25 protein-coding genes are annotated in these 25,847 nt (G+C 65.6%); 8 read left to right on the forward strand and 17 right to left on the reverse strand.

What is annotated here, in order from left to right:
* Nucleotides 1–27: 27 nt before the first annotated feature.
* The 8 genes from CAL13_RS05525 to CAL13_RS05560 are packed head-to-tail and all read right to left on the reverse strand — an operon-like array spanning nucleotide 28 to nucleotide 9,226.
* The gene (locus CAL13_RS05525) at nucleotides 28–1,494 is read right to left on the reverse strand and encodes an N-acyl-D-amino-acid deacylase family protein (RefSeq protein ID WP_086071764.1); all 1,467 of its coding nucleotides are present in this window, start codon (nucleotides 1,492–1,494) and stop codon (nucleotides 28–30) included.
* A gap of 4 nt (nucleotides 1,495–1,498) precedes the next feature.
* Complete coding sequence (locus CAL13_RS05530) at nucleotides 1,499–2,371, reverse strand: MurR/RpiR family transcriptional regulator (RefSeq protein ID WP_086056477.1); 873 nt, start codon at nucleotides 2,369–2,371, stop codon at nucleotides 1,499–1,501.
* A 41-nt stretch (nucleotides 2,372–2,412) separates the two neighbouring features.
* Nucleotides 2,413–3,438 carry an ABC transporter ATP-binding protein gene (locus CAL13_RS05535; RefSeq protein ID WP_420042437.1) on the reverse strand — a complete coding sequence of 342 codons (1,026 nt, stop codon included), beginning with the start codon at nucleotides 3,436–3,438 and terminating at the stop codon, nucleotides 2,413–2,415.
* 26 nt (nucleotides 3,439–3,464) lie between these two features.
* Nucleotides 3,465–4,505 carry an ABC transporter ATP-binding protein gene (locus CAL13_RS05540; RefSeq protein WP_086071765.1) on the reverse strand — a complete coding sequence of 347 codons (1,041 nt, stop codon included), beginning with the start codon at nucleotides 4,503–4,505 and terminating at the stop codon, nucleotides 3,465–3,467.
* 1 nt (nucleotide 4,506) lies between these two features.
* Nucleotides 4,507–5,376, reverse strand: coding sequence for an ABC transporter permease (locus CAL13_RS05545; RefSeq protein ID WP_086056479.1), 870 nt, complete (start codon nucleotides 5,374–5,376; stop codon nucleotides 4,507–4,509).
* Nucleotides 5,376–6,317, reverse strand: a complete 942-nt coding sequence (locus tag CAL13_RS05550; protein WP_086056480.1) for an ABC transporter permease — start codon at nucleotides 6,315–6,317, stop codon at nucleotides 5,376–5,378. The genes CAL13_RS05545 and CAL13_RS05550 overlap by 1 nt, the downstream gene beginning before the upstream one ends.
* A gap of 21 nt (nucleotides 6,318–6,338) precedes the next feature.
* Entirely contained in the window at nucleotides 6,339–7,895 is a 1,557-nt protein-coding gene (locus CAL13_RS05555) for an ABC transporter substrate-binding protein (RefSeq protein WP_086071766.1), read from the reverse strand.
* A 59-nt stretch (nucleotides 7,896–7,954) separates the two neighbouring features.
* Nucleotides 7,955–9,226, reverse strand: a complete 1,272-nt coding sequence (locus CAL13_RS05560) for an amino acid deaminase (protein WP_086071767.1) — start codon at nucleotides 9,224–9,226, stop codon at nucleotides 7,955–7,957.
* 180 nt (nucleotides 9,227–9,406) lie between these two features.
* Here CAL13_RS05560 and CAL13_RS05565 point away from each other — a divergent pair, with 180 nt between their 5' ends.
* Nucleotides 9,407–10,747 carry a replication-associated recombination protein A gene (locus CAL13_RS05565; protein ID WP_086056483.1) on the forward strand — a complete coding sequence of 447 codons (1,341 nt, stop codon included), beginning with the start codon at nucleotides 9,407–9,409 and terminating at the stop codon, nucleotides 10,745–10,747.
* A gap of 123 nt (nucleotides 10,748–10,870) precedes the next feature.
* Nucleotides 10,871–12,187, forward strand: a complete 1,317-nt coding sequence (gene serS / locus CAL13_RS05570) for a serine--tRNA ligase (RefSeq protein ID WP_086056484.1) — start codon at nucleotides 10,871–10,873, stop codon at nucleotides 12,185–12,187.
* A gap of 96 nt (nucleotides 12,188–12,283) precedes the next feature.
* On the opposite strand, the gene CAL13_RS05575 is transcribed toward serS, so the two are convergent.
* Nucleotides 12,284–12,604: a hypothetical protein gene (locus CAL13_RS05575; protein WP_086071768.1), complete on the reverse strand. Its 321-nt coding sequence runs from the start codon at nucleotides 12,602–12,604 to the stop codon at nucleotides 12,284–12,286.
* A gap of 430 nt (nucleotides 12,605–13,034) precedes the next feature.
* Here CAL13_RS05575 and CAL13_RS05580 point away from each other — a divergent pair, with 430 nt between their 5' ends.
* Nucleotides 13,035–13,277 carry a hypothetical protein gene (locus tag CAL13_RS05580; RefSeq protein WP_086056486.1) on the forward strand — a complete coding sequence of 81 codons (243 nt, stop codon included), beginning with the start codon at nucleotides 13,035–13,037 and terminating at the stop codon, nucleotides 13,275–13,277.
* A 40-nt stretch (nucleotides 13,278–13,317) separates the two neighbouring features.
* A complete protein-coding gene (locus CAL13_RS05585; RefSeq protein ID WP_086071769.1) occupies nucleotides 13,318–13,587 on the forward strand; it encodes a hypothetical protein in 270 nt (89 codons plus the stop codon).
* 19 nt (nucleotides 13,588–13,606) lie between these two features.
* On the opposite strand, the gene CAL13_RS05590 is transcribed toward CAL13_RS05585, so the two are convergent.
* Nucleotides 13,607–14,485 (reverse strand): fumarylacetoacetate hydrolase family protein, encoded by an 879-nt coding sequence (locus CAL13_RS05590; protein ID WP_086071770.1) that lies wholly within the window; start codon nucleotides 14,483–14,485, stop codon nucleotides 13,607–13,609.
* A gap of 110 nt (nucleotides 14,486–14,595) precedes the next feature.
* Here CAL13_RS05590 and CAL13_RS05595 point away from each other — a divergent pair, with 110 nt between their 5' ends.
* On the forward strand, nucleotides 14,596–15,315 hold the full coding sequence (locus tag CAL13_RS05595; RefSeq protein ID WP_086071771.1) for a FadR/GntR family transcriptional regulator: 720 nt from the start codon (nucleotides 14,596–14,598) through the stop codon (nucleotides 15,313–15,315).
* Between the two features lie 138 nt (nucleotides 15,316–15,453).
* Here the strand turns inward: CAL13_RS05595 and CAL13_RS05600 are convergent, their stop codons facing one another.
* The gene (locus tag CAL13_RS05600; RefSeq protein ID WP_232467771.1) at nucleotides 15,454–16,284 is read right to left on the reverse strand and encodes a 2-oxoglutarate and iron-dependent oxygenase domain-containing protein; all 831 of its coding nucleotides are present in this window, start codon (nucleotides 16,282–16,284) and stop codon (nucleotides 15,454–15,456) included.
* Between CAL13_RS05600 and CAL13_RS21145 the strand changes: the two genes are divergently transcribed.
* Genes CAL13_RS21145 through CAL13_RS05620 form a run of 3 tightly spaced genes read left to right on the forward strand, consistent with a single transcriptional unit; the run spans nucleotide 16,271 to nucleotide 19,121 of the window.
* Nucleotides 16,271–17,215: a GntR family transcriptional regulator gene (locus tag CAL13_RS21145; protein WP_157664808.1), complete on the forward strand. Its 945-nt coding sequence runs from the start codon at nucleotides 16,271–16,273 to the stop codon at nucleotides 17,213–17,215. The genes CAL13_RS05600 and CAL13_RS21145 overlap by 14 nt on opposite strands.
* 14 nt (nucleotides 17,216–17,229) lie before the next feature.
* The gene (locus tag CAL13_RS05615; protein ID WP_157664809.1) at nucleotides 17,230–18,192 is read left to right on the forward strand and encodes a Bug family tripartite tricarboxylate transporter substrate binding protein; all 963 of its coding nucleotides are present in this window, start codon (nucleotides 17,230–17,232) and stop codon (nucleotides 18,190–18,192) included.
* Between the two features lie 20 nt (nucleotides 18,193–18,212).
* Complete coding sequence (locus CAL13_RS05620) at nucleotides 18,213–19,121, forward strand: polysaccharide deacetylase family protein (protein WP_086056493.1); 909 nt, start codon at nucleotides 18,213–18,215, stop codon at nucleotides 19,119–19,121.
* A gap of 64 nt (nucleotides 19,122–19,185) precedes the next feature.
* Here the strand turns inward: CAL13_RS05620 and CAL13_RS05625 are convergent, their stop codons facing one another.
* The 6 genes from CAL13_RS05625 to CAL13_RS05650 all read right to left on the reverse strand — a co-directional run bounded on the left by CAL13_RS05625 (nucleotide 19,186) and on the right by CAL13_RS05650 (nucleotide 25,799).
* Nucleotides 19,186–19,320 carry a DUF2474 domain-containing protein gene (locus CAL13_RS05625; protein WP_086071774.1) on the reverse strand — a complete coding sequence of 45 codons (135 nt, stop codon included), beginning with the start codon at nucleotides 19,318–19,320 and terminating at the stop codon, nucleotides 19,186–19,188.
* 30 nt (nucleotides 19,321–19,350) lie between these two features.
* Nucleotides 19,351–20,358, reverse strand: coding sequence for a cytochrome d ubiquinol oxidase subunit II (gene cydB / locus CAL13_RS05630; RefSeq protein ID WP_086071775.1), 1,008 nt, complete (start codon nucleotides 20,356–20,358; stop codon nucleotides 19,351–19,353).
* 2 nt (nucleotides 20,359–20,360) lie between these two features.
* The gene (locus CAL13_RS05635; RefSeq protein ID WP_086071776.1) at nucleotides 20,361–21,803 is read right to left on the reverse strand and encodes a cytochrome ubiquinol oxidase subunit I; all 1,443 of its coding nucleotides are present in this window, start codon (nucleotides 21,801–21,803) and stop codon (nucleotides 20,361–20,363) included.
* Between the two features lie 135 nt (nucleotides 21,804–21,938).
* Nucleotides 21,939–22,121: a hypothetical protein gene (locus CAL13_RS05640; RefSeq protein ID WP_086056497.1), complete on the reverse strand. Its 183-nt coding sequence runs from the start codon at nucleotides 22,119–22,121 to the stop codon at nucleotides 21,939–21,941.
* Between the two features lie 90 nt (nucleotides 22,122–22,211).
* Nucleotides 22,212–23,354 (reverse strand): acetate/propionate family kinase, encoded by a 1,143-nt coding sequence (locus CAL13_RS05645; RefSeq protein ID WP_086071777.1) that lies wholly within the window; start codon nucleotides 23,352–23,354, stop codon nucleotides 22,212–22,214.
* A gap of 51 nt (nucleotides 23,355–23,405) precedes the next feature.
* Nucleotides 23,406–25,799: a phosphoketolase family protein gene (locus CAL13_RS05650; RefSeq protein ID WP_086071778.1), complete on the reverse strand. Its 2,394-nt coding sequence runs from the start codon at nucleotides 25,797–25,799 to the stop codon at nucleotides 23,406–23,408.
* Nucleotides 25,800–25,847 lie beyond the last annotated feature (48 nt).

Consider the following 25,847-nt stretch of genomic DNA (forward strand, 5'->3'; position numbering starts at 1 on the left):
CTTTGTCGAGTTTGAGTGTCGCGGCGCTCAGTCGGCCAGCAACCGGAAACCGCCGCGCAGGTCGCCCTGGCGCGGCAGCCAGCGGCCTGCCCGGTCGCCCGTTGCCTGGCCCTGCCAGTAGGAAAGTTCGCCGTTGACCCACACGCCGTCGATACCGGCCGCGCTTTGCAACGGTGCGTCGAAGGTGGCCCGGTCGCGCACGGTTTCCGGGTCGAACAGGACCAGGTCGGCCCAATGGCCCTCGCGAATCAGGCCGCGGTCGCGCAGGCCGAAGCGGGCGGCCGAAAGACCGGTCATCTTGTGCACGGCTTCGGCAAGCGGAAACAGGCCCAGATCACGGCTGTAATGCCCCAGTACGCGCGGGAAGGCGCCCCACAGCCGCGGATGGGGATGCGGGTCGTTGGGCAGGCCGTCGGAGCCGATCATCGTCAGGCGGTGAGCCAGCACCCGGCGCACGTCGTCCTCGCGCATGCCGTGATAGACCGCGCCGGCGGGCTGCAGGCGGCGCGCGGTCTCCAGCAGCGGCAGGTCCCAGTCGCGCGCGATGTCGGCCAGCTTGCGGCCGGCCTGTTCGGGATGGGACGCGGACCATGTGATGTCGATATCGAAATCGTCAGTGACCTGCTTCAAGTCCAGCGTGGACGAACTGGCCGAATAGGGGTAGCAATCGCAGCCCACGTGCTGCAGGCGTCCTGCGCCTTCCAAACTGGCCAGAACTTCAGTGGTTCGACCCCAGTTGCCGGCGCCGGCGCATTTCAGGTGCGAGATCACGACAGGCACCCGCGCATGGCGGCCCACCGCGAACGCTTCCTGCATGGCGTCCAGTATCTCGGCGAACTCGGAGCGCAGATGTGTCGTGTACAGGCCGCCGAATTCGTCCAGGGTCTGTGCCAGGGCCTGCACTTCGCGCGTATCCGCGTTGAAGGCCGAGGCGTAGGCCAGTCCGGTGCTCAGGCCGATGGCCCCGTGGGCCAGCGCCTCGCGCAACTGCGCCCGCATGGCGTCGATTTCGGCCGGAGTCGCGGGACGGTCCAGGCGGTCCATATGGTTGTTGCGCAGCGCGGTGTGCCCGATCAGCGCGGCCACGTTGACGGCGGGGCGCGCGCGATCGATGGCGGCCGTGTAGTCGGCGAAGGTGGGATAGCGGAAATCGTCCGCGCCGCCCAGCAGGTTCATGGGGTCCGGCGGCTCGCCGCGCAGCCGCACGGGCGATGCACTGATGCCGCAATTGCCCACGACCACGGTGGTGACGCCCTGTGAAAGCTTGGGCAGCATGCCAGGCGTGCGGATGACGTTGGTGTCGTCGTGCGTGTGCACGTCGATGAAACCGGGAGCCAGCACGCGTCCTCGGCCGTCGATGCGCGTGCGCGCCGGGGCGTCGTCCGCTACGCCGATGGCTGCGATGCGGCCATCGCGCACCGCCACGTTGGCCCGGAACTCGGCGCCGCCGCTGCCATCCAGCACACGCACCGGCCCGATCAGGGTGTCGTACATCGTGTCAATCTCCGAGCGGCAGGCGGTTGGGCCCGCCGCGGTATTCGTCCAGGGCCAGCTTGATGCGGCGCAGGCGGTCGCGGGTTTCCTCCTGACGCGCCATTGCCAGTTCGGTGGCAAGCAGGTCTATCGCCAGCATCATCGCGTAGCGCGAGGAAGATGGCTTGTAAATGAAATCCGTCTCGTCGGTGCGCACGGGGATGACCACATCGGCCAGCTCCGCCAGCGGCGCGGAGGCATCGGTCAACGCCACGATCCGGGCCCGGTACTGTTTGACGATCCTGGCGCCCGAGAGCATTTCGGGCGTCAGCCCGGAAGCGGACAGCATGATCACCGCATCGCGTTCGTCCAGGGTGGCGGCCACCATGCGCAGCAGCACCGCGTCGCTGTACGCGGCAACGGGGTATCCCAGACGCACCAGGCGCGACTGCATCTCCTGCGCCAGCACCGCCGATGCGCCGCCCATGCCGAACACATAGGTCATGCGGGCGCCGCGGACGATTTCCATGGCCGATTCGAACAGCGTCTCGCTGAACAGGGGCAGATGCGCGCGCAGCGTACTTTCGATGTCGGCGTAGATGCGGGCGTAGAAGGTGCTTTCCTCGGCCGGCACGCTGGGATCCAGGAAGCGTGTCCCCACGGCGCTGGCCTGGGCGAGCTTCATTTTCAGATCGCGCGTGTCGTCGCAGCCCACCGAGCGGGCGAACCGCGAGATGGTGGCGATGCTGACGCCGGCCTTGTTCGCCAGCTGGTCCACGGTGGCGCCGGCCGCCATGGCGATATCGTCAAGGATCGCGTCGGCGACCTTGCGTTCGGTGGCGCTGAGGTTGTCCCGGCAGCTACGGATCTGATAAACGATGTCGCGGATCTGGGTCATGGGTGCAGGCCCGTTGGTGCTGGAAGATGCGCTCGCGCGCTTCACGCGAGTTCGGCGGCGCGCAGACAGGCTACCGACTGGCCGCCGCCCACCGGTTCGGGTTCCGGCACGATCTGGGCGCAAGCCTCGATGGCGTGCGGGCAGCGCGTGCGGAACACGCAGCCGGACGGCGGATCCACCGGACTGGGGATGTCGCCCTTGAGCAGGATGCGCTGGCGCGGCGCGCGCGGATCCGGCACGGGGGCGGCGGACAACAGGGCGCGAGTATACGGATGCCGAGGGGCCGCATAGACCCGGCGCGTGGGGCCGCGCTCCATCACGCGGCCAAGATAGAGCACCACGACTTCGTCGCACAGGTAATTCACGACCGCCAGGTCGTGCGCCACGAAAAGCATGGCCAGTCCCAGGTCGCGCTGCAGGTCCTGCAGCAGGTTCAGCACCTGCGCCTGCACCGACACATCGAGCGCGGAAACCGGCTCGTCGGCGACGATGAACTCCGGTTCGACGGCGAGCGCGCGGGCGATGCCGATGCGCTGGCGCTGCCCGCCGGAAAACTCGTGCGGATAACGCCGGGCATGGTCCGCGTTCAATCCGACGCGGGTCAGCAATTCCGCAATGCGTTCGGATCGGCGATCCCGCGCCAGCCCGTGCGTATCCAACGCTTCGCCCAGAATCTCCGCCACGGTCATGCGCGGATTCAGGCTGGCGTAGGGATCCTGGAACACGATCTGCATGCGCCGGCGCCAGGGCAGCATGGCCGCTTCGTCCAGCCTGCTCAGGTCCGTGCCGTCGAAGACGATGCGGCCGCTGGTGGCGGCCAGCAGCCGCAGCAGCGCACGCCCCGTCGTGGTCTTGCCCGAACCCGATTCACCGACCAGCCCGACGATGGTGTTGCGCGGCACGTCGAAACTGACGCCGTCAACCGCCTTGACGACGGGCGCGCCGCGCCGGCTCGACGTGGGGAAGTGCACGCGCAGATCGTGGACGCTGAGCAGGGGCGCCCGGGCAGCCTCATCCTGCGTCGTTGCCGGGGCGTCGTTCATGATGGCGGCCTTGGCCTCGGTCATGGTGGCGGAATTCGTGGCGGTATCGGTCATTGCGGAATGTGCTGGGCGTCCGTGACGCGGGTTTCGGGAACGACCCGGATGCAGCGGGCGCGGTGGCTGCCCCGCACGGCGGCCAGTTCGGGCACTCCGCGGGTGCAGGCATCGATCGCCATATCGCAGCGCGGCGCGAAGGTGCAGCCGGCGGGCAGGGCCGTCACGCTCGGCACGTTGCCCGGTATCGCGCGCAGGCGCTCGCCGCTGGCGAGCAGGGCGTCCGTGGGAATGCACGACAGCAGTCCGCGCGTATAGGGGTGGCTGGGCCGCTCGAACAGATCGTAGACATTGGCGTCCTCCACCACGCGGCCGGCGTACATGACGGCGACCCGATGGGCGATCTCCGCAACCACGCCCAGATTGTGCGTGATGAAGAGAATGCTCATGCCGAGCTCCGCCTGCAGCCGGCGCAGCAGGTCCAGGATCTGCGCCTGCACCGTGACGTCCAGCGCGGTAGTCGGTTCATCGGCGATCAGCACGGACGGATTGCAGGCCAGCGCCAAGGCGATCATGACGCGCTGGCGCATGCCGCCCGACATTTGGTGCGGGTACTCGTGCACGCGCCGCGCGGCGGCGGGAATCTCGACGCGTTCCAGCATCTCGCGCGCGCGGGCAAGCGCCGCCGCCCGCGAACCGCCTTCGTGCTGGAGCACCGCTTCGGCAATCTGGTCGCCGACGGTGTACAGCGGATTCAGGCTGGTCATCGGCTCCTGGAAGATCATGGCGATCTCCTTGCCGCGGATATCCCGCATGCGGGCCGCCGGCGCCCGCGCCAGGTCGTGTTCCCTGCCGCCACGGTCGCGGAACAGGATGCGGCCGGCCTCGATGCGTCCCGCGGGCTTGGGCAGCAGTCCCATGATGGACAGGCTGGTCACGGATTTGCCCGAGCCGGATTCCCCCACGATGGCCAGCGTTTCAGCGCGCGCCAGATCGAAGGTGACGCCGTCCACGGACTTGGCGACGCCGTCGCGGCTATGAAACCAGGTCTTGAGTCCTTCCACGGACAGCACGACATCGCGTGCGCTTGCCGTCATGTCACAACTCCTTGCGCAGGCGCGGGTCCAGCACATCTCGCAGACCGTCGCCCACCAGCTGCAGGGACAACACCGACAGCACGATCGCGATGCCGGGAAAAATCATGATCCAGTCCGCCGAACCCATGTACTGCTGGCCCGCATTGATCATCGTCCCCCAGGTCGGGATGTCGGGCGATACGCCGACGCCCAGGAAGGACAGCCCGGCCTCGGCCAGGATGGCGTAGGCAAAGATGAACGTGCCCTGGACCAGGATGGGGGACACAAGATTGCGCAGCACGTGCACTGCGACGATCCGCCGTGTGGGCACCCCGAGGGCGCGCGCGGCTTCGACGAAAGGCAGCTCGCGGATCACCAGGGTCGACGCGCGCACGATGCGCGCAAGCCGCGGCGTGTAGACGATGCCCAAAGCAATCACCACGTTGACCACGGAAGGGCCCAGGGCCGCCACCAGCGAAATCGCCAGCAGGATGTCCGGGAACGCCATCATGGCGTCGATCAGCCGCGAAACGAACTTGTCGGCGCGGCGGAAAAAGCCCGCGATCAAGCCCAGCGCGATGCCGAGGACGCTGGACAGGATCACCACGGCGAAGCCCACGGTCAGCGACAGGCGGCCGCCGTAGATGACGCGGCTGAACACATCGCGGCCGAAATCGTCGGTGCCGAACCAGTGCGCCGCGCTGGGCGGCTTCAGCCGGTTGACTATGGATAGCTTGTAGGGGTCGTAGGGGCTGACCAGGGGCGCCAGCACCGCGGCGCCCACCAGCACCACCAGCACCAGCAGGCTCAGAAGCACCGTCTTGCGGGAAACGAGCAGGCGCAGGATCTGCCAGCGCTCGCCGCCGGACTGCGAAACAATGGCGATGGACATCAGTAGCGCACCCGAGGGTCGACCAGCAGATAGAGCAGGTCGATGAGAAGGTTGATCAGCACATAGATGGCTGCCACGACGAGCAGCGCGCCCTGGATCACGGGGTAGTCGCGCCGCAGGACAGCCGACACCACCAGACTGCCGACGCCGGGCAGGCCGAAGACCGTCTCCGTGACGACCGCGCCGCTGACGAGCAGGGCCGTGGTCAGGCCGATGACAGTCAGGATGGGAATCAGGGCATTGCGCACCGCGTGCTTGAGGATGACCTTGCGCTCGGTCAGGCCCTTGGCGCGCGCGGTGCGCACGTAATCGTCGCGCAGAACATCGAGCATGCTGGCCCGGATGAAACGCGTGATCAGCGCCGAATTGACCAGGCCCAGCACCACGGCGGGGAGCACCAGATGGCTCAGCCGCGTGCCGAACGACGCCCCGGGTCCGCCGTATCCCGACACCGGCAGCCATCCCAGCTTGACGGCGAACACCTGCATCAGCAGCAGGCCAAGCCAGAAGCTGGGCACGCTCGAAGTAAACATGGAGAAGCTCAACACGGACTGGTCGAGCGCGGTCCCGCGCTTGACCGCCGACAGAATCCCCACGGGCAGGGCGATCAGCGTGGCGATGATCAACGACATCAGGGTCAGCCAGAACGTCGGCTCTGCCCGATCGGCCAGCGCGGACAGCACGGGCTTGTCGAGAAAGATGGACTGGCCCAGGTCGCCCCGGGCCAGTTGGCCGAGCCAGGTTGCGTATTGCACGGGCAGAGGCTGGTCCAGCCCCAGCCGCGTGCGCAGCGCGGCGACGTCCTGCTGGCTGGCCTCGGGGCCGAGCATGACGGCCGCCGGGTCGCCGGGTGTGACGCGGATGATCACGAATACGATCGTGGCCACCAGGAACATGACGGCGACCAGGCCGAGCAGGCGGTTGAACAGATAGGACAGCACGGGGAATCCTCGATAAGCCGGTTACTTCGACGCCTTCCAGGCGTTCCAGAAGTACGGCCACGGCGCCGGCGTCACGCCCTCCAGGCCGGGCGACTTGGCGGCCACGGCATTGAAGTCGCCTACCTTGATGAAGGGCACCTCGTCGAAGATGACCTGCTGCACGTCGGCCCAGCGCTTCACGCGTTCTTCCTGGCTGGCGGCCCGGTTGAACTTGTCCAGCGCCTCGTTGCGGCGCGGGGTGTCCCACCATCCGGGCGAGGTTTTCGAAGGGAAGTCGATCAGCGCCGGCTCCGGCAGGAAGGGGCTGTGCGTAATGAAGATGTCCCACAGGGCAGGATCCTGGCGGCGCTGCGTCAGCGTGGCCCAGTCGACGACCTGCATGTCCACCTTGAAGCCAGCCTGCTTCAAATACTCGGCGGCGACAAGGGCCATCTTGTAGTGGAACTCGTACTGCTGGCTCGTCAGGATGCGGATGGTGCGCTCGCTGCTGCCGGACTCCTTGATCAGCTTCTTGGCGCCCTCCAGGTCGGCCTTGTTGTAGACCTTGGTGCCCGCGTCGGTGTGCCACGGATAGCCTTTGGGATACATGGCGCCGTCCACGGCGTAGTAATCGGGGCTGCCGAAAGCGGCGGCCAGCATGTCTTCTTCGTTCAGCGCCATTTGCACGGCCTGGCGCATTTTCACGTTCGACATGATGCCTTGCCGGGTATTCATCACCAGGCGGGGCCAGCCGAAGGGTTTGAGCAGCACCGGCTGCGAGGCGCCGGATTTCAGCTTGCCGGCGGATTCGACCGGGATGGCGTCGACATAGTCGTATTGGCCGGCGACGGCGCTTTCCACGCGCGTGTTGGCGTTGGGCACGGGCACGAATCGGATCTCGTCCAGGTACTGCATGCGGGCGCCGCCGTAGCCGTCCGGCTCGCCCTCGCGGCGCTTGTAGCCGGGATAGCGGACCAGCTGCAGATACTGATCCGGCACCCGCGCCTTGACCATGTACGGGCCGGTGCCGATGTATTCCGTGATCGAGGCGCCGATTTTGCTCTTGGGCATGATCACCGCGGCGCCGTTGTTCATTGCCAGCAGCGCGGTCAGGGGCGCGTAGGGCTGGGTCAGGACGATGCGGACCGTATGGTCGCCGGCGGCCTCGATGGCCTTGATCAGCGGGGCGGTCTGCTTGCCGCGCGAGGCCGTGGTTGTCCAGCGCTGCAGCGACGCAACGACGTCATCCACGCTCATTTTGCTGCCATCGTGGAAAGTCACGTCCGCGCGCAGGGGAATCGTCACGGTCAGTCCATCGGCGCTGACCGTCGGCAGGGATTGCGCCAGCAGGGGCGTCACGTTCCACTTCGCATCGAAGGTGTACAGCGTCTCGTAGATGTGCTGGGTGATGATGCCGACCAGGTCAGCGGTGCTCGACATGGGGTCCAGCGTGGGGGGTTCGCCGATCGTGGCCACGGAAATGGTGCCGCCCTTGACGGGCGCGGCGTGCGCGGAACCGGCCAGCGCCGCCATGCCGATCGCGGCGGCGGCCAGCAGGGTTTTCAGCCCGTCGCGGCGACGGGAAACCAGTGAGTTCATCGAGCGTGCTCCAGACAAAGGTTCAGGACGGCCGACGCCGCCGGGCGGTTACTGCAGGATCAGAAAAAGGTCTGCGCGATATCGATCACGCGATAGTCGTCGTCCACCAGCAGCACCTGCTTCCATTTGTCGAAGGTCAGGCAGGGGTGGGAAATATCGAAGGCGATCATGTCGCCCACGCGGATGTCGTCGCCGGGGGCGATGCGCATGAACGCATGCTGGTCCATCATCGCGGTGATTTCCCAGCCGGCCGGCGCCTGGCCTGGCGCCAGCGCCCCTGGACGATAGTGGCGGCTGGGGACGGGCAGGCCGGCATCGAAGGCCGCGTCGCGCTTGCCCATGCCGATGATGGCGCGGCCGGGCTCCGGCAGCGACTGCACGTAGGCCCAGACCTGCAGCGCCGGCAGCAGGCCAGGGGCCATGTCGCGCGCCACGTCGTTGTCGCGGCCGATGCGCTCGGCGGCGCCGCGATAGATGCCCACGTCGTGACTCAGGTAGCAGCCGGGGCGCAGCACGATGTCCAGCGGGCGCCCGATGTCCAGACCGGAGAACTCCTGCGCCACCACGTCGAACCATGCCGAGCCGGCGCCCGTAAGAATGGCGGCGCCGTCGGGCGCAAGACGGCCCTGCGTCTGCAAGCCGCGCAGGGTCGAGACCGCCCGGCGCAGGAAATCGCGGATGGCAGCCTCCTCGGAGAGCACGCCTTCGTACACTTCCACGCCCGCCAGCGCCAGCGATTGCGGCCAGCGGGCCGCTTCGTCCACCACCGACTGCAGCGCGGCGTCGTCGCGCACGCCGGTGCGGCCGCCCGGCACCCCAAGCTCCACGAGCACCCGCAACGTGCGGCCGCTTTCCGCGAAAAAACGCCCCAGGGCCGCGACGTTGGCGGGGTCGTCCACCAGGCAGCAGAATTCGAAGCCCGGGTCGGCCAGCATTTCCGCAATCAGCGCCATATTGGCGCGGCCGACGAGCTGGTTCGCCATGAGGATGCGGCGCACGCCGTGGCGGTAGGCCGCGTTCACCTGCGGCGCGGTGGCAAGCGTGATGCCCCAGGCGCCGCCCGCGAGCTGCCGGTGAAAAAGGGCAGGACTCATGGTGGTCTTGCCGTGCGGCGCCAGCTGCACGCCATAGGCCTGCATGAAAGCCTGCATCCACGACAGGTTGTGGCGCACCCGGGATTCGTAAAGCACGGCGGCGGGCAGCGAAACGTCCTCGGCCAGCAGATTCCAGCCCAGGCCCGCGGCCTGGGCGGCCATACAGCCGGAGGACAGGGCCCCAAGCCCTTTCCCGACGGGGTCCAGGGGAGGATAGGAAACGGGAGCGTCTGCCATGACTGAAAATTTTTACCGTGCAATTTCGTTTGAGCCATTATCCTGAAAATTATTTACAGACCGCCAGCCAGGGATTTCCCGTATGGCACCGTCCGGGATCGCCTTCCGTCCCGCATTGCGCGCGGGGGGCGAAGCCCCCATATCTGGTGTAATAGCCGCTCGATTTACCCCATATTTCAAATGAGCAACGATCTGTTCGCCGCCGACCCGGCGCAACGCGCGCACATCCCGCTGGCGGAACGGCTGCGTCCGCGTTCCCTGGCCGACGTGGTGGGGCAATCCCATCTGTTGGGCGAGGGCAAGCCGCTACGCGTGGCCTTCGCGTCCGGCCGGCCCCATTCGATGATCTTCTGGGGTCCGCCGGGCGTGGGCAAGACCACCCTGGCGCGCCTGATGGCCGACGGCTTCGATGCCCACTTCATCGCTATTTCGGCGGTGCTGGGCGGAGTCAAGGACATCCGCGACGCCGTGGCCTCCGCCCAGGTGGCCCAGGGACAGGGGCGCCGCACCATCCTGTTCGTCGACGAAGTGCACCGTTTCAACAAGGCGCAGCAGGACGCGTTTCTGCCGTATGTGGAAAGCGGCCTGTTCACCTTCATCGGCGCCACCACGGAGAACCCGTCCTTCGAGGTGAATTCCGCGCTTCTGTCCCGCGCGCGCGTCTACGTGCTGCAATCGCTCACCCGCGATGAGTTGATGCAGTTGATCGACCGCGCGCTCGCGGAGTTGAATGCCACGGCATCACCCGACCACGCGATGCGTTTCGACGACACCGCGCGTGAACAATTGGCGGGATGGGCCGATGGCGACGCCCGCCGCCTGATCAACGCAGTGGAGGTGGTGGCCGAATCCGCACGGGCGGCCAATCGCGATACGGTCGATGCCGAATGGCTGGAAACCGCGCTGTCGCAGAATCTGCGCCGTTTCGACAAGGGGGGCGACGCCTTCTATGACCAGATCAGCGCCTTGCACAAATCCGTGCGGGGCTCGGACCCGGATGCCGCGCTGTACTGGTTCGCGCGCATGCTCGACGGCGGCGCCGATCCCCGCTATCTGGCGCGCCGCATCGTCCGCATGGCCATTGAAGACATCGGCCTGGCCGACCCGCGCGCCACCGAGATCGCGCTCAATGGCGCGGACATCTACGAACGCCTGGGTTCGCCGGAAGGCGAGCTGGCCCTGGCGCAGGCAGTCGTCTACCTGGCCTGCGCCGCCAAATCCAATGCCTTGTACAACGCGTACAACGCGGCACGTCGCTTCGCCGAGCAGAATGGCAGCGCGCCGGTCCCCATGCATCTGCGCAACGCGCCCACGAAACTGATGAAGCAACTCGGGCACGGCCGCGCCTATCGCTATGCTCATGACGAACCTCATGGCTATGCGGCAGGCGAACGTTATTTTCCCGACGGCGTCGACGCCACCTTCTACCAGCCGACCGACCGCGGCCTGGAAGCTAAAATCCAGCAGAAGCTGGCCTTCCTGCGCGAACTGGACGCGCAGGCCAAGTCCGGCAAGCGGTAGGGGCGCGACACCGCCCCCTGCCATCCGCAAACCTCGCCTTAGAGTGCCCCCAGGGCGGGGCCACGCCGGGCCCGCCTGTTACAGGGGCGGCCCGGGGCGGCCCGGCGTTTCCTCGAGAAAAACATGCTTGACCCAACCCTGCTGCGCAAAGACCTGCAAACCGTCGTCGACCGGCTCAAGACCCGTGGCGTGCAATTCGATACCGAGCGCTTCAACGCGCTGGAATCCCGCCGCAAGTCCGTGCAGACGGAAACCGAGTCCTTGCAGGCGCGCCGTAACGCGCTGGCCAAGCAGATCGGCCAGTTGAAGGCCAAGGGCGAAGACGCGAGCGCCGTGATGGCGGAATCGCAGGCCCTGCCGGCGCGTCTGAAGCAGCTGGAAGAAGAGCTGGCTGGGATCCAGGAGTCGCTGACCGAACTGCTGCGCGTCGTGCCGAATCTGCCGCATCCCAGCGTGCCGGTCGGCGCGTCCAGCGAAGACAACGTCGAAGTGCGGCGCTGGCTGCCCGGCGCCGCCGGCCAGGATGGCAATCCCGCGCCCTTGCCTTTCGAACCCCGCGATCACGTGGCGATCGGGGAACCGCTGGGCCTGGATTTCGACATGGCGGCGAAGCTGTCGGGCGCGCGGTTTTCCTTCATGCGTGGGCCGGCCGCGCGCCTGCATCGCGCGCTGGCGCAGTTCATGCTGGACCTGCACACGGGCCAGCATGGCTACACGGAATGCTATACGCCGTACATCGTCAATGGGTCCACGCTGTACGGCGTAGGCCAGCTGCCCAAATTCAAGGACGATATGTTCTGGGTGACCAAGGGCGGCGCCGATGACGGTCCCGGGGAAGACCAGTACCTGATCTCCACCTCGGAAGTCACGCTGACCAGCGTGGCCCGCGACGCGATCCTGGCAGAGGCCGATCTGCCGATGAAACTCACGGCCCATACGCCTTGCTTCCGCTCGGAAGCCGGCAGCGGCGGGCGCGATACGCGGGGCATGATCCGCCAGCACCAGTTCGACAAGGTGGAAATGGTGCAGATCGTGCACCCCGATACGTCTTACGCTGCGCTGGACGAGATGGTCGGCCACGCTGAGCGCGTGCTGCAGTTGCTCGGCTTGCCGTACCGGGTGGTGCTGCTTTGCACCGGCGATATGGGTTTCAATTCGGCCAAGACCTACGATCTCGAAGTATGGCTGCCGGCGCAGAATACGTGGCGCGAGATTTCGTCCGTGTCCAACTGCGAGAACTTCCAGGCGCGCCGCATGCAGGGGCGTTTCCGGAATGCGCAGGGCAAACCGGAGTACGTGCACACGCTCAATGGATCGGGCCTGGCCGTGGGCCGGGCGATGGTGGCCGTGCTGGAAAACTACCAACAAGCCGACGGCAGCGTCATCGTGCCGGAGGCGCTGCGCCCCTATATGGGCGGCGTCTCGGAATTGCGGCCCTGACGGCGGGGAGGCTTTTCGATTCAGCCGCGTATTGCGGCTTGTGACCGCGTCCGCCCCGGCTCTGAAGGCTCAGCGCGGGGCGGCGCAGGGATGCGGTCAGTGGTCGCGATGGCCTCGGCCATGGTGCTTCCAATCGCCGTGGTGGTGGCGCGGGCCGCCGTGGTAGTACGGGCCGGGGTAGTAGTACGGACGGGGCGCCATGTAGACCGGCCGCGGCGCCACGATTACCGGCGGCGGGGCGACATAAACGGGCGCGGGGGGCGGCACGTAGACCGGCGCGGGCGCTGCATAGACCGGGCCGCCCACGATAACCGGCGGCACGCCGATGGAAATGCCCACATCCACGCGCGCCATCGCGGCGCCCGAGACGATCAGAGCGGCGGCGCCCAAACCACAGACTATCCAACGTTTTTTCATAATTGCACCTGCGCTTTGCTGCCTGGGCAGCGATGGAAATCGACGCCTCTATTGTCCGGCAAAAGCTGACCGGGCGCTGTCGGCCTCCAGGGGCAAAAGGCGACAATCCGCTACATCGGCGGCGTTGCGGTGTGTGAATTTGTGGATACGTGGATTGATGTGGAGTCCCGGCCCCCGGGGAAAGCCGAGCAGAGGAAATCGGGTGAAACAGATGCGGCGGCCCCGTCCGCCGGTTCTGTTTTAACAATAGGTTTCAAACTCCCCGGGGGAAGCCGCGCCAATGTTGAACGCCCCCGCCCAGCCGTACGCATTCTGAAAAACTTTATCTCTCCTTGTTTCGCAGCCGCAATAAAGGCTTCTACAGGCAGCGGCACAATGCCGCTCAACCGAGCGCCAGCCCGGCGTCGGACCCAACAGCAGGGAGGTTCGCATGGAAACTCGAACGGTCAATGGCTTTCGTGTGCGTTGCGCGGTGGCGGCAGAGGGCGATCGGAAATACCGTGTTCAGGTGTGGACCCGCAAGATAGGCGTGAATGCCCCGGAAAAGTGCTGGCCCATGGCTGGCGGCCGCACCTTTACTTCGCAGGATGAAGCCGAGCGCAGCTGCCGTCTGCTGTTCCAGGGTATCCGCGGCGTGCGCTACAACGGCGAGCCTGAATATTCCCGCAATTGATTGCCGTACACTGCCGTTTTTCCGGTCCGGCGGCAGTGCGATGGCGTATGAAAACCTGTTCTGGGGCATGGCCACGGTAGTGGCCATCGCCATTCTGGGCGGCGCATTTTGCGCTCGGGCAGCACGGTTGCGCACGACGCTCGCCGGCTGCGCCGTGCTGGCGATATTCAACGGCGGCTGGGTGCTGCTCGCCACGGTCGGAAGCGATATCGCCGATCAGGCGCCCATTCTCGCCGTGGCGGCGGTCCTGTTCACCCTGGTCATCGGCGGCGCCGCGGCGCTGGCCATGCGGCGCTTGATGCGCAAATAGAGCGGCGCCGGCAGGCCCCTCACGCCACCGCGTTCTCGAGCACCCCGATGCCCTGGATTTCGATGCGGATGACATCGCCCGATTTGACGAACCTGGGCGGATTGAAGCCGATACCCACGCCGGCCGGGGTGCCGGTCGCGATGACGTCGCCGGGCTTGAGCTCGATGCCGGCCGAGATCGTTTCGATCAGGGTCGGGATGTCGAAAATCAGAAGCGACGTGTTGGCGTTCTGGCGCAGTTCCCCGTTGACCCAGCATTTGACGTCCAATTGTGTGGCGTCCAAGGCGTCGGCGGTCACGACATAAGGCCCCATGGGGCAGAAACCGTCCAGGGACTTGCCAAGGAACCACTGCCGGTGGCGCTTCTGCAAATCCCGCGCGGTGAAATCGTTGACGATGGTGTAGCCGAACACGTGGGCGAAGGCGTCCGCCTTTTTGATGCCGCGGCCGGCCTTCCCGATCACCACCGCGAGCTCCGCCTCATAGTCCAGCTGCTGCGTTACCTCGCTGTGCGGCGGGATCTTGTCGCCCGGGCCGATGACGGTGTTGTAGGCCTTCGTGAACACCACGGGGGCTTCGGGCGCATGCTCGCCTTCCTTGGCGCTGCTGTCGAATCCGGATTTGCTGAACTCCGCAGCGTGCTCGTGATAGTTCTTGCCGACGCAGAATATGTTGCGGCGAGGCTGCTCGATAGGTGCAAGCACTTTTGCCCGATCCAGGGGGGTGCCCTCGCCTTTGGGCGCGAGGCTATGCCGCAGGCCGTCGTAATCCTGAACCAACTGGACCATATCGCCGGAAAAGCCCGGCGCCAAATCGGATACAGGCCAAAACTGGCGGTTTTCGCCGTCGACCACGGCGACGATGCGTTGGTCCCGATAGAGAAGCTGGGCGAATTTCATGACGGCTCCCTGGTTGAAGAGGGGCTACTGTAGAACCAATAGGGCCGGTACGGCAAGTCAGAATGGGCATACATTGACCAATTGGTACTGGTTCTCTAAGCTTGCCGCCCATGGACAATACGAGCAATACATCCGACCCGGGCGCTACCGGGGTGCGGGCGCCCGGCGCCAAAACTTTGCTGCACCATCTGCAGTCAGAGATCCTGGGCGGTCGCCTGGGCCCTGGGGTGAAGTTGCCGCCCGAAAGGGAACTGAGCGAGCGCTTTGGCGCCTCGCGCGGCACGGTCCGCCGCGTGTTGTCGACATTGGCCGAGCGCGGCCTGATCAGGCGATCCGCAGGCAGCGGCACTTTCGTATGCGCTCAAGCCGGCTCCATGGCAAAACAGGCGCCAGTCCCGGGCGCGTCTACGCACGTCAGCCCGGCGGAGCTGATGCAGGCCCGCCGGCTCATAGAGCCTTTGTTGCCGTCCATGATCGCGCGCAACGCAACGGCGGCGGATTTCGCCCGTATGGCGCATTGCCTGGAGCAGGCGGAAGCAGCCGCGACGATCGAAGCCTTCGAGCATTGGGACGGGGCCCTCCACCAAGCCTTTGCCGTTGCTACGCATAACGCCTTTTTCACGCAAATACTTGAACTGATGAACCGCGTGCGCGAGCAGGGCGACTGGGGCACATTGAAACGCCATTCACTGACGCCGGCGCGGCGTGCGGAATATGAACGGCAGCATCGCGCCATCGTCAACGCGCTGCGGGACCGGGACGCCGCGTTGGCGGCGGCGCTGATGGCGGAACATCTGGACGTAATCCAGCGCAATTTATTTGGAGAATAGCCAAGCGGGCAGCGCGTACTGTTTCCTCCGAATGCGAGCCCCAACACCGTCCACCCCGTCATTATTCCCATTATTCAGCGGCGTTCGATAATGCCGACAAACGCAGCCGGCCGCATTCAGGGGGCGAGCCGCCGGTGGTCATTGGATCAGGTGAAGCCTGCCCGGAGGCCCGGTTTCGGCGGACTTTTTGCGAAGAATCAGGGCAGGCCTTTCGCCTTCGTCGAAAAACACCGGGACGCAATAGCGTGCGCGCCCGCCGCGCGTCGTCGCCAGATGCGGCCCCGCTACGAGCAGATCATTGGACCAGCGTGCCATGATGTCGCCGACGCGCAATACCCATGGGCCGGCCCAGGCGATCCCGGCGCCGTCTTCCTGGCCGTGTCCATCCGAGGGAAACCGAATGTCGATATTTGGCAGTTTCTCTCCCCACAAAATGACGAGCTGGTCGTGCCGCTCGCCCCGGATACCCAGCCCTTTGTCCTCGCCGCCATATTGCTGCAAGCGCGCGTAAAGGACCGGGTGCCGGTACAGGCCACGGAAAGCGTCCGCCGGTTTGCCCTGGGCAATCGCGCAGCCTTTGAGCAGATTGCGGCACAGCGCGAATATTTCCCGGTAGTAACGTTCCACGAGTGCGCCGGTCGACCGGGCGCACGGCCTCTTCGCCGCCATTGGGGCCGCCGGGCCGCCTTTGTTCCATCCGTACCGAAAAGGCCCGGTGTCCGCCGCCGCATATATGGGCTCGGAAGAGGCGAGTGCCGCTTGCTTGAAAATACCGCGTTTGTCCGCCAAATAGCCTCGGCCATCCGAGGCGGAACAAATGATGTTTTTGAATTTCGCATCCAGCAAGAAAAAATGCGCGGAGGACAGGTAGACTGCCCGCAACAGCCCGGGGGAGATGCCGTGGCCGGCGAGGTAAAACAATCGGTTATCGTTGCATGCTTCCCGGATTTGCCGCATGACGGCCAGCATCGCGGTTCGGCTTCCGGGCCGGATTAATGGTCCGACGTCGATAACCGGTACGCCGCAGAAGTCAGAGAAAGCCGCGGCCTTCTGCCCAGTGTTGTCAAATGCGGGAGCTCGGTCCGAGCCGCTCGTCGAGTTTTTTTGCGGCATGGTTTGTAGATTAAATCTGATTATGTCGACTCATAGCTTATCGGCCGGCGTGCCGATTTACCACCAGATTGCGCAGGTATTGCGCCGAAGGATCGAAGCCGGGGAATGGGGACATGGCAACCACCTGGCGACGGAGCAGGCTTTGTGCCAGGAATTCGGCGTAAGCCGCACCACCGTCCGGCATGCGCTCAGCCAATTGAAAAGAGAAGGCCTTTTGAGCAGCCGTCGCGGCGTCGGCACGCGGCGGGTCGGCGAACCGGCGCGCACCAAATATGTCAGCAGTTTGTCCGATCCGTTGCATGCGACGCTGGACAGCCAGCCGCGCGTGGAGTCGGTGCAACTTGTGTCTGTGCGAGGCCAGATTGCCGACTTCCTGAAACTGAAGGAAGGCGACGAACTTCTCAAGCTTGTACGCGTGCATTTTCTAGAGGGAGAACCACTCTCGGTGGTGGAAAGCTATTTGCCTCCCATTATGCAGACCGCCATCGATCAGTTTCCCCATCGCAGTCTGCACGACATCATGTGGAATGACTTCGGTCTGAAAGTGGCCAAAAGCGAGCATGCGGTGTCTATCGCTCGTGCCGACAAGCATGTAGCGGATCTGCTGAAGATCGGCCTGGGCGACCCGGTCATGCATGTCAGGGCGCGCACCTACCTTCAGGATGGGCGCCCGGTCCGGTGGACGGATAATTTTTTCCGGGAAGACCGGTACCAGTACACCGCCGATTTCTTCTGGGAACCTCCTCCGCCGCGTCAGCAACCGGAGCGCAAAGAGGCGGGGGAATGAAAAGGAGCTGTTTGATGAAGTGGAGGTTGTATGCGCTTGTCTTCTGCCTGGCTGTTTGCAACGTGAGCGTTGCAGCGGACAGCTATCCGGATCGGCCCATTCGCGTGTTGCTGGGATTTCCGGCCGGAGGCGGCGCCGACATGGTGCTGAGAGCCATCGCGCCGGGCCTGGCGGAAGCCCTGGGCCAGCCGGTCATCGTCGAAAACCGTCCCGGGGCCGGCGGCAATCTCGCAATGGATGCCGTGGCCAAGGCGCCGCCGGACGGCTACACGCTTTTGATGGCCGCACCGGGTCTGGTCACCAATAACAGCCTTTACGAAAACCTGAGCTTCGATCCCGCCAAGGATTTCGCCGCCATTGGAATGGCGAGCACCGTGCCCAACGTCCTGCTCATTCATCCGTCCCTGCCGGTCGATTCCGTCGCGGAACTTGTCGATTATGCGAAGCGCCACCCGGGAGAACTCAACTACGCTTCTTCCGGGGTCGGCACGTCGATCCATCTGGCCACCGCGCTTTTCGAGCGCGATACCGGCGTGCGCATGACCCATGTGCCGTACCGCGGTGGGCCGCAGGCCATGAGCGATTTGATTGGCGGGCAGGTTCAGGCGATGTTCGCAGTGCTGCCGCTTGCGCTGCCCCACATCAAGGCTGGACGGTTGCGGGCGCTGGCAGTCACCTCGCAAACCCGCTCGCCGTCACTGCCTCAGGTGCCTACGATGATCGAGGCGGGCGTAAAGGGTTATACCGCGACGACCTGGAACGGGCTGGTGGCGCCGGCGGGAACCCCCGAACCCGTCATCCGCAAACTGAACGCGGCCCTGCACTCGGCGCTGGATCGGCCGGACGTCCGCGCCACTTTCGCGGCAATGGGGCAGGAGGTGGTCAAGGACACGCCGGAGGAGTTCGCGGACATGCTGAAAGCCGAAACCGCCAAATGGGAAGCCGTGATCCAGGCCGCCGGCATCAAAGCGGAATGAACGGGAGTACGAGGACACCCATGCAACCCAGACGCTATGGTCCGTTTCCCTATATTCCCGTACCCGCACGTCCACGCTTCACTTTGCCGGGCGGCGCTCGCATCGCATTATGGGTGAATCCGAATGTGGAGTTTTTCCGGCTGGATGACGTCATGCCGGGAAGAGTCAACGAACGGGTGCCGCGCGATACCGCCAAGGTTCCCAACGTGCGGAACTGGGCCGTACGCGATTACGGCAATCGCGTCGGCTTCTGGCGCATCCTTGAAACGCTGAATCGATACGGCATCCGCGCCAGCGCTGCCCTGAACAGCGAGGTGTGCGACCACCATCCCGAAATCATCGAGGCCGCCGTCCGGCATGGCTGGGAATTGCTCGGGCATGGGGCCACCAATGCCTTGCGGCTGGACGAGATGCCCGAGCAGGCCGAGCGGCAGGCGATTTTCGACGTTTTGGATCGCATCGAGAAAGCCTGCGGCACCCGCCCGGTGGGATGGCTGGGCCCGGGACTCTCGGAAACGTGGCGCAGCTTGGAATACCTGTCCGAGGCCGGCATCCGCTATGTGTGCGATTGGGTGAACGACGACCAGCCGTACACGATGGAAGTCGGCAGTCCGGCCATGGTGTCGATACCGTACAGCGTCGAGACGAACGACGTGCCCGCGTACTTCGACATGAAAATGTCCGTGCCGGAGTTCGAGGCGATGATCCGCCGCCAGTTCGACGTCCTGTACCGGGAAGCCGAAACGTCGGCGCGCGTGATGGCTATCGCCGTGCATCCCTTCGTGACCGGCCAGCCGCACCGCATCGGGGCGCTGGACGGGGCGTTGGAATACATCTGCCGCCATGAAGGCGTGTGGCTCGCCACCGGGCGGGAAATCCTGGCGCATTATCTGCAAAGCGACTTCGCCAAGGGCATGTCGCGGGGCTGACGCGAACACGCGCCGCGCGGGGCCGGCCCCGTCGCGGCGCGTGCGGCTGCCTCGGGGCGCTGCCTCAGGGCGCCGTCATTCCCACCGCCCCCATTACGCACCTGAGCAGCAAGGCGACCGCGCCGAGCACCACAACGCTGGCGCTCCAAATGGCGATCAGCCAGCCCAGGCGTTTCCACAGCGTCGTACCTGTTTTCATTGCATGGCGCCTTGCCCAGGATGAAAGGCCCTAGTGATATCCATCCCCGCGCCGCACCTTGCCGCGGAAGACGTAGTAGCCCCACGCCGTGTACATGAGAATGATGGGGACGATCAGAAGGGCGCCGACCAGCGCAAATCCCATGCTTTGGGGCGGCGCGGCAGCGTCCCAGATGGAGACGGTGCGCGGAATCACGTGCGGCCACAGGCTGATGCCGAGCCCCGTGTAGCCCAGGAATACCAGGGCCAGCGCGCAGATGAAGGGCGCGGCATGGGCTCCGCCGCGAACGGTGCGAACCAGGAGCAGCAGGAAAAAGACCACCAATACCGGCACCGGCGCGAAATAGAAGAGATTGGGCAGGCTGAACCAGCGATCCGCGATATGGGCGTCGGCCATCGGCGTCCAGACGCTGATCACGGCGATCGCCGCGCCGACCGCCCACGCTGCCCGGATGGAAACCCGGCGCGCATGATGGAGCAGGGCATCTTCGGTTTTCATGACGAGCCAGGTGCCGCCGAGCAGCGCGTAGGCGGCGAGCAAGGCCACGCCGGTGAAGAGACTGAACGGCGACAGCCAGTCGAACGGTTCTCCCGCATAAACGCCGTCGCGCACGGGCAGGCCCATGACGTAGGCGCCCAGGGTGACGCCCTGGAAGAATGTCGCGACCGCCGAGCCGCCGATAAAGGCCTTGTCCCACCAGTGGCGGCGCCGTTCGCTGGCCTTGAAGCGGAATTCGAACGCGACGCCGCGAAAGATCAGCCCGATCAGCATCAGGATGATCGGCAGGTAGAGCGCGCTCAGGACCACGCTGTAGGCCATCGGAAACGCGGCCAGGAGCCCGGCGCCGCCGAGCACGAGCCAGGTTTCATTGCCGTCCCAGACCGGCGCGACGGTGTTCATCATGACGTCGCGGTCTTCCTTGTCCGGGAAGAAGGGAAAGAGAATCCCGATACCCAGGTCGAAGCCGTCCATGATGACGTACATCATGATGCCGAACAGGATGATGACGGCCCAGATCAGCGGCAGGTCGATGCCCACGGTCAGCCCTCCGTGGCTGGCGCGGCGGAAGCCGGCAGCGTGGGTTCGCCCGTGGCCGCGGAGAGCGGGCGCATCGGCTGGCGGTCCAGTCCGGGGCCGCCGTCCGGCGCCGGCTCTTCGGCATCCGTCCGCGGGCCGCGGCCGATCAACTTGAGGATATAGACGGTGCCGGCTCCGAACACGATGAAGTACACCACGACGAAAAGCGCCAGGGTGAAGCCCAATTGGCCTGCGCCGTGCGGCGAGACGGCATCGGCGGTGCGCAGCATGCCGTAGACCACCCACGGCTGCCGTCCGATCTCGGTCGTCATCCAGCCCGCCAGGATGGCGGCCAGGCCCGCCGGACCCATGCACATTGCGAACCGCAGGAAGCCCCGGTGGCCGTACAGGCGCTGCCGGCGCCGCAGCCACAGGCTCCACAGCCCGAGCAGGATCATCAGCACGCCAATGCCGACCATGACGCGGAAAGTCCAGAAAACGACCGTGGCGTTGGGCCGATCCTGCGCCGCGAACTCTTTCAGGGCGGGAACTTTGCCGTCCCAGCTGTGGGTCAGGATTAGGCTGCCCAAGCGGGGGATTTCGACGGGGTAGCGAGTCTCCTCGCGCGCCATGTCCGGAATGCCGAACAACAGCAACGGGGTGCCCTCGCCGGCCGGCGCCGGATCCCAATGGCCTTCGATGGCGGCGATTTTGGCCGGCTGGTGCTGCAGCGTATTCAAGCCGTGCATATCGCCGATAACGGCCTGGACGGGGGCGACGATGAGCGCCATCCACATCGCCATCGACAGCATCTTGCGCACCGCCGGCGTGTCGCGGCCTCGCAGCAGGTGCCAGGCCGCGCTCGCGCCGACGTTCAGCGCCGTGCTCAGATAGGCCGCGACGACCATATGGCTCAGACGGTACGGGAAAGACGGGTTGAAAATGACCTTCAGCCAGTCCACCGGCACCGCGCGCCCGTCGATGATCTCGTGGCCCTGCGGCGTCTGCATCCAGCTGTTGGATGCCAGGATCCACGTGGCGGAGATAAGGGTGCCGATGGCCACCATGACGGTGGAGAGCATGTGCATGCCCGGCCCCACCCGTTTCCACCCGAACAGCATGACGCCCAGGAAACCGGCTTCCAGGAAGAATGCCGTCAACACTTCATAGGACAGCAATGGTCCCGTGATGCCGCCCGCGAAAGTGGAAAAATGGCTCCAGTTGGTGCCGAATTGATAGGCCATGACCAGGCCGGACACCACGCCCATGCCGAAGTTGACCGCGAAGATCTTCAGCCAGAAGTGATAGAGGTCGCGATACAGCGTTCTGCGCGTGGCCAGCCACAGTCCCTCGAGCACCGCCAGGTAGCTGGCGAGTCCGATCGTGATCGCAGGAAAAATGATGTGGAAGGAAATGGTGAACCCGAACTGAATCCGGGCCAGGGTCAAGGCGTCCAATCCAAACATGGCGATACCCGGGCTCGAGGCTGGGCCGATGAATGACTCAGCGAAGATAGCGCCGGGCGCCCGGCGCGTAAAGGATCAGCCGCCCGCCGATGGATACGGCGCAAGTGCACGTTCACGGGCGCCCGTTGAATGCCGTCAATGGTGGCGCCGCGCTCCCTGGCCTTGCTGCCGGCTGCTGTTCTGGTCCTGGCCGGTGCCCAGCTGCGTGGCGTGGCCGTCCTTCTTGGTCCGATGCTGGCCGTCGCCGTGGCTGCGCTGCGTCTCACGCGGCTGATCGTCGGATTGCTTGGGTGTGTCTTCGTTCTGTGGATGGCTCATGGTTCCTCCGTTGTCCTTGCCGATGAGCAGGCAGGCGGTTCCCGCGGACTGCCTGGAGCCTGCCCCGTCGCACTCCGCATGCCCGGGCGTTCACGGCGTGCCGTCCAGCAGCTCCCGGCAGTGGCGTGCGATCTGCCGCTCCTCTTCAGTGGGCACGATCATCACCCCCGGTCCCGGCACGGCAGGTCCGATGCCCATGAAAGCGAGCCCCTGCACGATCCGCCTGCGCACCTCGGCGCTGTGCTCGCCGATGCCTCCCGTGAAGACGAGCACATCGATGCCGCCCATCAGCGCGGCATACGCGCCGATCTGCTTGCGCACCGCCGTCGCGAACACCTCCACTGCCAGCGCTGCCAGCTCGTCGCCCGCCGCGGCGCGGGCGGCCAGGGTCTGCATGTCGCTTTCGCCTTCCGCAATGCCGGCGAGCCCGCTGTCACGGTTGAGCAGATGCTCCAGCTTTTCGGCATCCAGGCCTTCCGAGCGCATCAGGTAGAGCAGAACGCCGGGGTCGAGGTCGCCGCTGCGCGTGCCCATGGGGATGCCTCCGGTCGGAGTCATCCCCATCGACGTATCGATGGACCGCCCGTCCATGACGGCGCACAGGCTGGCGCCGTTGCCCAGGTGCGCGAACACCGCCCGCGCGGGCAGGTCCGGTCCCAGCCGATGGACCAGCGATGCGTAGGACAGCCCGTGAAAGCCATAGCGGGCGACGCCCGCATCCGCATAGCGGGCGGGGATGGGCAGCCTCATGGCCCGTGCCGGCAGCGTGTTGTGAAATGCCGTATCGAAGCATGCGAAATGGCGCGCGTGCGGCCAAAGGGCTTGCGCCTGCTCGATCAGGCTCACCGCAATGGGAATATGCAGGGGAGCGAAGTGCACGGCAGCCCGCAATTGCGCCAGTACTTGCGCGGTCAGCGCCTGATGCGCGCGCAGGCGGGGGCCGCCATGGACGATGCGGTGGCCGATGGCCGCGGGAGGGGAAGCGCCGGTTTCCCCCAGCGTGCGAGCCACGATGGCGAGGGCGTCGGCCTGGGTCGGCATGCCGTAGCGGTCGTCATGAAGCACCTGCCCGTCGCCGTCGCGAATGCGCAGCCGGCCTTGCGCCTTGCCGACGTTTTCGGCGCTGCCCTCCAGCACGGCGTGCTCGTCGTCCGCACCGCGGCGAAACAGCGCGAACTTCAAGGAAGACGAGCCGCTGTTCAAGGCGAGAATGGTGGCTTCGGTGGCTTGCATGGCGCATTCTCCGGCATGGCCGCGAGCGAGCGGCCGGTCTCGGGCACGGCGTCAGCCGGACCACACCCAGTCGCGAATGTCCTCGCGGTCGATGCCTTCGGCATGGGCGTGGTCCAGGTGCGTGATGATCTGGTCGCGCAGCCATTCCTTCGCATGCGCGCCGCGATCGCGCAGCGCCGGGATCCAGTCGATGGCGCTGATCGCCAGATGGAAGCGGTCGATCTGGTTCAGGATGGCCAGCTCGAAAGGCGTATTGATGTTGCCTCGTTCCCGATACCCGTGAACGTGAAAATTCGCGTGGTTGCGGCGCCGGTACGTCAACCTGTGTACCAGCGCCGGATACGCGTGGAAATTGAAAATGACGGGCCGGTCCGCGGTGAACAGGGAATCGAAATCCCGATCCGATAGGCCGTGCGGATGGGCGGTGTCGGGCATCAGTCGGAACAGGTCCACCACATTGACGAAGCGGATCTTCAGCTCCGGGAACTTGTGCCGCAGGATCTCGACCGCGGCGAGCGCCTCCATTGTCGCCACATCGCCCGCGCATGCCATGACCAGGTCCGGCTCGGCGCCTTCGTCGGTGGACGCCCATTCCCAGATGCCGATGCCCTTGGTGCAGTGGCGGATCGCGGCATCCCGGTCCAGGTATTGCAGGTGGGGCTGCTTGTCGGCCACGATGACATTGACGTAGTCGCGCGTGCGCAAACAATGATCGGCGACGCTGAGCAGGCAGTTCGCGTCCGGCGGCAGGTAAACCCGCACGACTTCCGGGCTCTTGTTGCAGACGACGTCCAGAAAGCCTGGGTCCTGGTGGGTGAAGCCGTTGTGATCCTGGCGCCAGACTAAAGATGTGATCAGCAGATTGATGGATGGAATGGGCGCGCGCCAGGCAAGTTCCAGCTTCGCCTTTTCCAGCCACTTCGCATGCTGATTGAACATCGAATCGATGACGTGGACGAAGGCCTCATAGCTGGCGAACAACCCGTGCCGCCCCGTCAGCACGTAACCTTCGAACCAGCCTTCCAGTGTGTGCTCGCTGAGCATTTCCATCACGCGGCCGTCGCGCGCAAGATGGCCGCCGTCCTGGTCCTCGGGCAGCGTCTGCGCCATCCAGGTTTTTCCGGACGCCTCGTACACCGCCGTCAGGCGATTGCTGGCGGTTTCGTCCGGGCCGAACAGGCGAAAGTTCGTGGGGTTGCGCCGGATCACGTCGCGCAGAAACCGGCCCAGGACTTCCGTCGGCGATATATAGCCGGCCGCCGGTTGCTGCACCGGCACGGCGTAATCGCGGAAGTCCGGCATATTCAACGCCTTGCAGAGCAGTCCGCCATTGGCGTGCGGATTCGCGCTGATGCGGCGCTCGCCCCGTGGGGCGAGGTCCCTCAGGGCCTGTGCCGGCGCGCCCGCTTCGTCGAACAGGTCTTCGGGCCGATAGCCGCGCAGCCAGGCTTCGAGTTCCCGCAAGCTTTCCGGGTTCGTGGCAGGATCCGGTATGGGCACCTGGTGGGATCGCCAGAAACCGGCAACCCGATGCCCGCCCACCTTTTCGGGGCCGGTCCATCCTTTCGGCGACCGCAGCACGATCATCGGCCAGCGCGGGCGGCTGGTGTCGCCATCCTGTCGCGCCCGCCGCTGGATCGCATGGATTTCATCGATGCACCGGTCCATTGCGGCGGCCATCTGGCGATGCATCATCTGCGGATCATCGCCTTCCACAAAATGCGGGCGGTGGCCATAGCCGGCCAGCAGCGACGTCAATTCCTCGCGCGGGATGCGGGCAAGGATGGTCGGGTTGGCGATCTTGTAGCCGTTCAAATGCAGGATGGGCAGGACAGCCCCGTCGCGCACGGGATCGAGGAATTTGTTGGAGTGCCACGCCGTGGCGAGCGGGCCGGTCTCGGCTTCGCCGTCGCCCACCATCACCGCTGCGATCAGGTCGGGATTGTCGAACACCGCCCCATAGCCGTGCGCCAGGCTGTAGCCGAGTTCTCCGCCTTCATGTATCGAGCCCGGCGTTTCCGGCGTGCAGTGCGAGCCGATGCCGCCCGGCGAGGAAAACATGCGGAAGAATCTCTGCATGCCGGCTTCGTCCTGGCTGCGGTCTGGGTAGATATCGCTGTATCCGCCATCCAGATAGGCATGCGCGAGCGTGGCAGGCGCCCCATGGCCCGGGCCGGATATGTAAATCACGTTCAGGCCGCGTTGCCGGATAAGCCGGTTCAGGTGCGCCAGCGCAAAGGTTTGCCCCGGGGACGAGCCCCAGTGTCCAAGCAGTCTGCGCTTGATGTGTTCAGGTTTGAGCGGCTCCCGCAGAAGCGGGTTGGCGCGCAGGTAGATCATGCCTGCCGCCAGGTAGTTGCTGGCGCGCCAGTAGGCGTGCAGGCCTCGCAACTCCTCGTCGGTCAGGGGCTGACGGTGCTCCGCGGGCTGGGCGGCTTCGTCCATCGTTCCGGCTCCTTGCCAGGCTGGCGGGCCAGGCTCAAGAAAAACCCG

It is taken from the genome of Bordetella genomosp. 9 (genome assembly GCF_002119725.1).
Classification (GTDB): domain Bacteria; phylum Pseudomonadota; class Gammaproteobacteria; order Burkholderiales; family Burkholderiaceae_B; genus Bordetella_C.

Coding starts and splice junctions, on each gene's coding strand:
- CAL13_RS05535 (WP_420042437.1), bottom strand. CDS start 3,438: ATGACCGAGGCCAAGGCCGCCATCATGAACGACGCCCCGGCAACGACG.
- CAL13_RS05620 (WP_086056493.1), top strand. CDS start 18,213: ATGCAACCCAGACGCTATGGTCCGTTTCCCTATATTCCCGTACCCGCA.
- CAL13_RS05555 (WP_086071766.1), bottom strand. CDS start 7,895: ATGAACTCACTGGTTTCCCGTCGCCGCGACGGGCTGAAAACCCTGCTG.
- CAL13_RS05600 (WP_232467771.1), bottom strand. CDS start 16,284: ATGCTGGCCGTCATGCGGCAAATCCGGGAAGCATGCAACGATAACCGA.
- CAL13_RS05540 (WP_086071765.1), bottom strand. CDS start 4,505: ATGACGGCAAGCGCACGCGATGTCGTGCTGTCCGTGGAAGGACTCAAG.
- CAL13_RS05650 (WP_086071778.1), bottom strand. CDS start 25,799: ATGGACGAAGCCGCCCAGCCCGCGGAGCACCGTCAGCCCCTGACCGAC.
- CAL13_RS05585 (WP_086071769.1), top strand. CDS start 13,318: ATGGCGTATGAAAACCTGTTCTGGGGCATGGCCACGGTAGTGGCCATC.
- serS (WP_086056484.1), top strand. CDS start 10,871: ATGCTTGACCCAACCCTGCTGCGCAAAGACCTGCAAACCGTCGTCGAC.
- CAL13_RS05580 (WP_086056486.1), top strand. CDS start 13,035: ATGGAAACTCGAACGGTCAATGGCTTTCGTGTGCGTTGCGCGGTGGCG.
- CAL13_RS05635 (WP_086071776.1), bottom strand. CDS start 21,803: ATGTTTGGATTGGACGCCTTGACCCTGGCCCGGATTCAGTTCGGGTTC.
- CAL13_RS05640 (WP_086056497.1), bottom strand. CDS start 22,121: ATGAGCCATCCACAGAACGAAGACACACCCAAGCAATCCGACGATCAG.
- CAL13_RS05545 (WP_086056479.1), bottom strand. CDS start 5,376: ATGTCCATCGCCATTGTTTCGCAGTCCGGCGGCGAGCGCTGGCAGATC.
- CAL13_RS05525 (WP_086071764.1), bottom strand. CDS start 1,494: ATGTACGACACCCTGATCGGGCCGGTGCGTGTGCTGGATGGCAGCGGC.
- CAL13_RS05560 (WP_086071767.1), bottom strand. CDS start 9,226: ATGGCAGACGCTCCCGTTTCCTATCCTCCCCTGGACCCCGTCGGGAAA.
- CAL13_RS21145 (WP_157664808.1), top strand. CDS start 16,271: ATGACGGCCAGCATCGCGGTTCGGCTTCCGGGCCGGATTAATGGTCCG.
- CAL13_RS05595 (WP_086071771.1), top strand. CDS start 14,596: ATGGACAATACGAGCAATACATCCGACCCGGGCGCTACCGGGGTGCGG.
- CAL13_RS05625 (WP_086071774.1), bottom strand. CDS start 19,320: ATGAAAACAGGTACGACGCTGTGGAAACGCCTGGGCTGGCTGATCGCC.
- CAL13_RS05530 (WP_086056477.1), bottom strand. CDS start 2,371: ATGACCCAGATCCGCGACATCGTTTATCAGATCCGTAGCTGCCGGGAC.
- CAL13_RS05615 (WP_157664809.1), top strand. CDS start 17,230: ATGAAGTGGAGGTTGTATGCGCTTGTCTTCTGCCTGGCTGTTTGCAAC.
- CAL13_RS05590 (WP_086071770.1), bottom strand. CDS start 14,485: ATGAAATTCGCCCAGCTTCTCTATCGGGACCAACGCATCGTCGCCGTG.
- CAL13_RS05575 (WP_086071768.1), bottom strand. CDS start 12,604: ATGAAAAAACGTTGGATAGTCTGTGGTTTGGGCGCCGCCGCTCTGATC.
- CAL13_RS05645 (WP_086071777.1), bottom strand. CDS start 23,354: ATGCAAGCCACCGAAGCCACCATTCTCGCCTTGAACAGCGGCTCGTCT.
- CAL13_RS05565 (WP_086056483.1), top strand. CDS start 9,407: ATGAGCAACGATCTGTTCGCCGCCGACCCGGCGCAACGCGCGCACATC.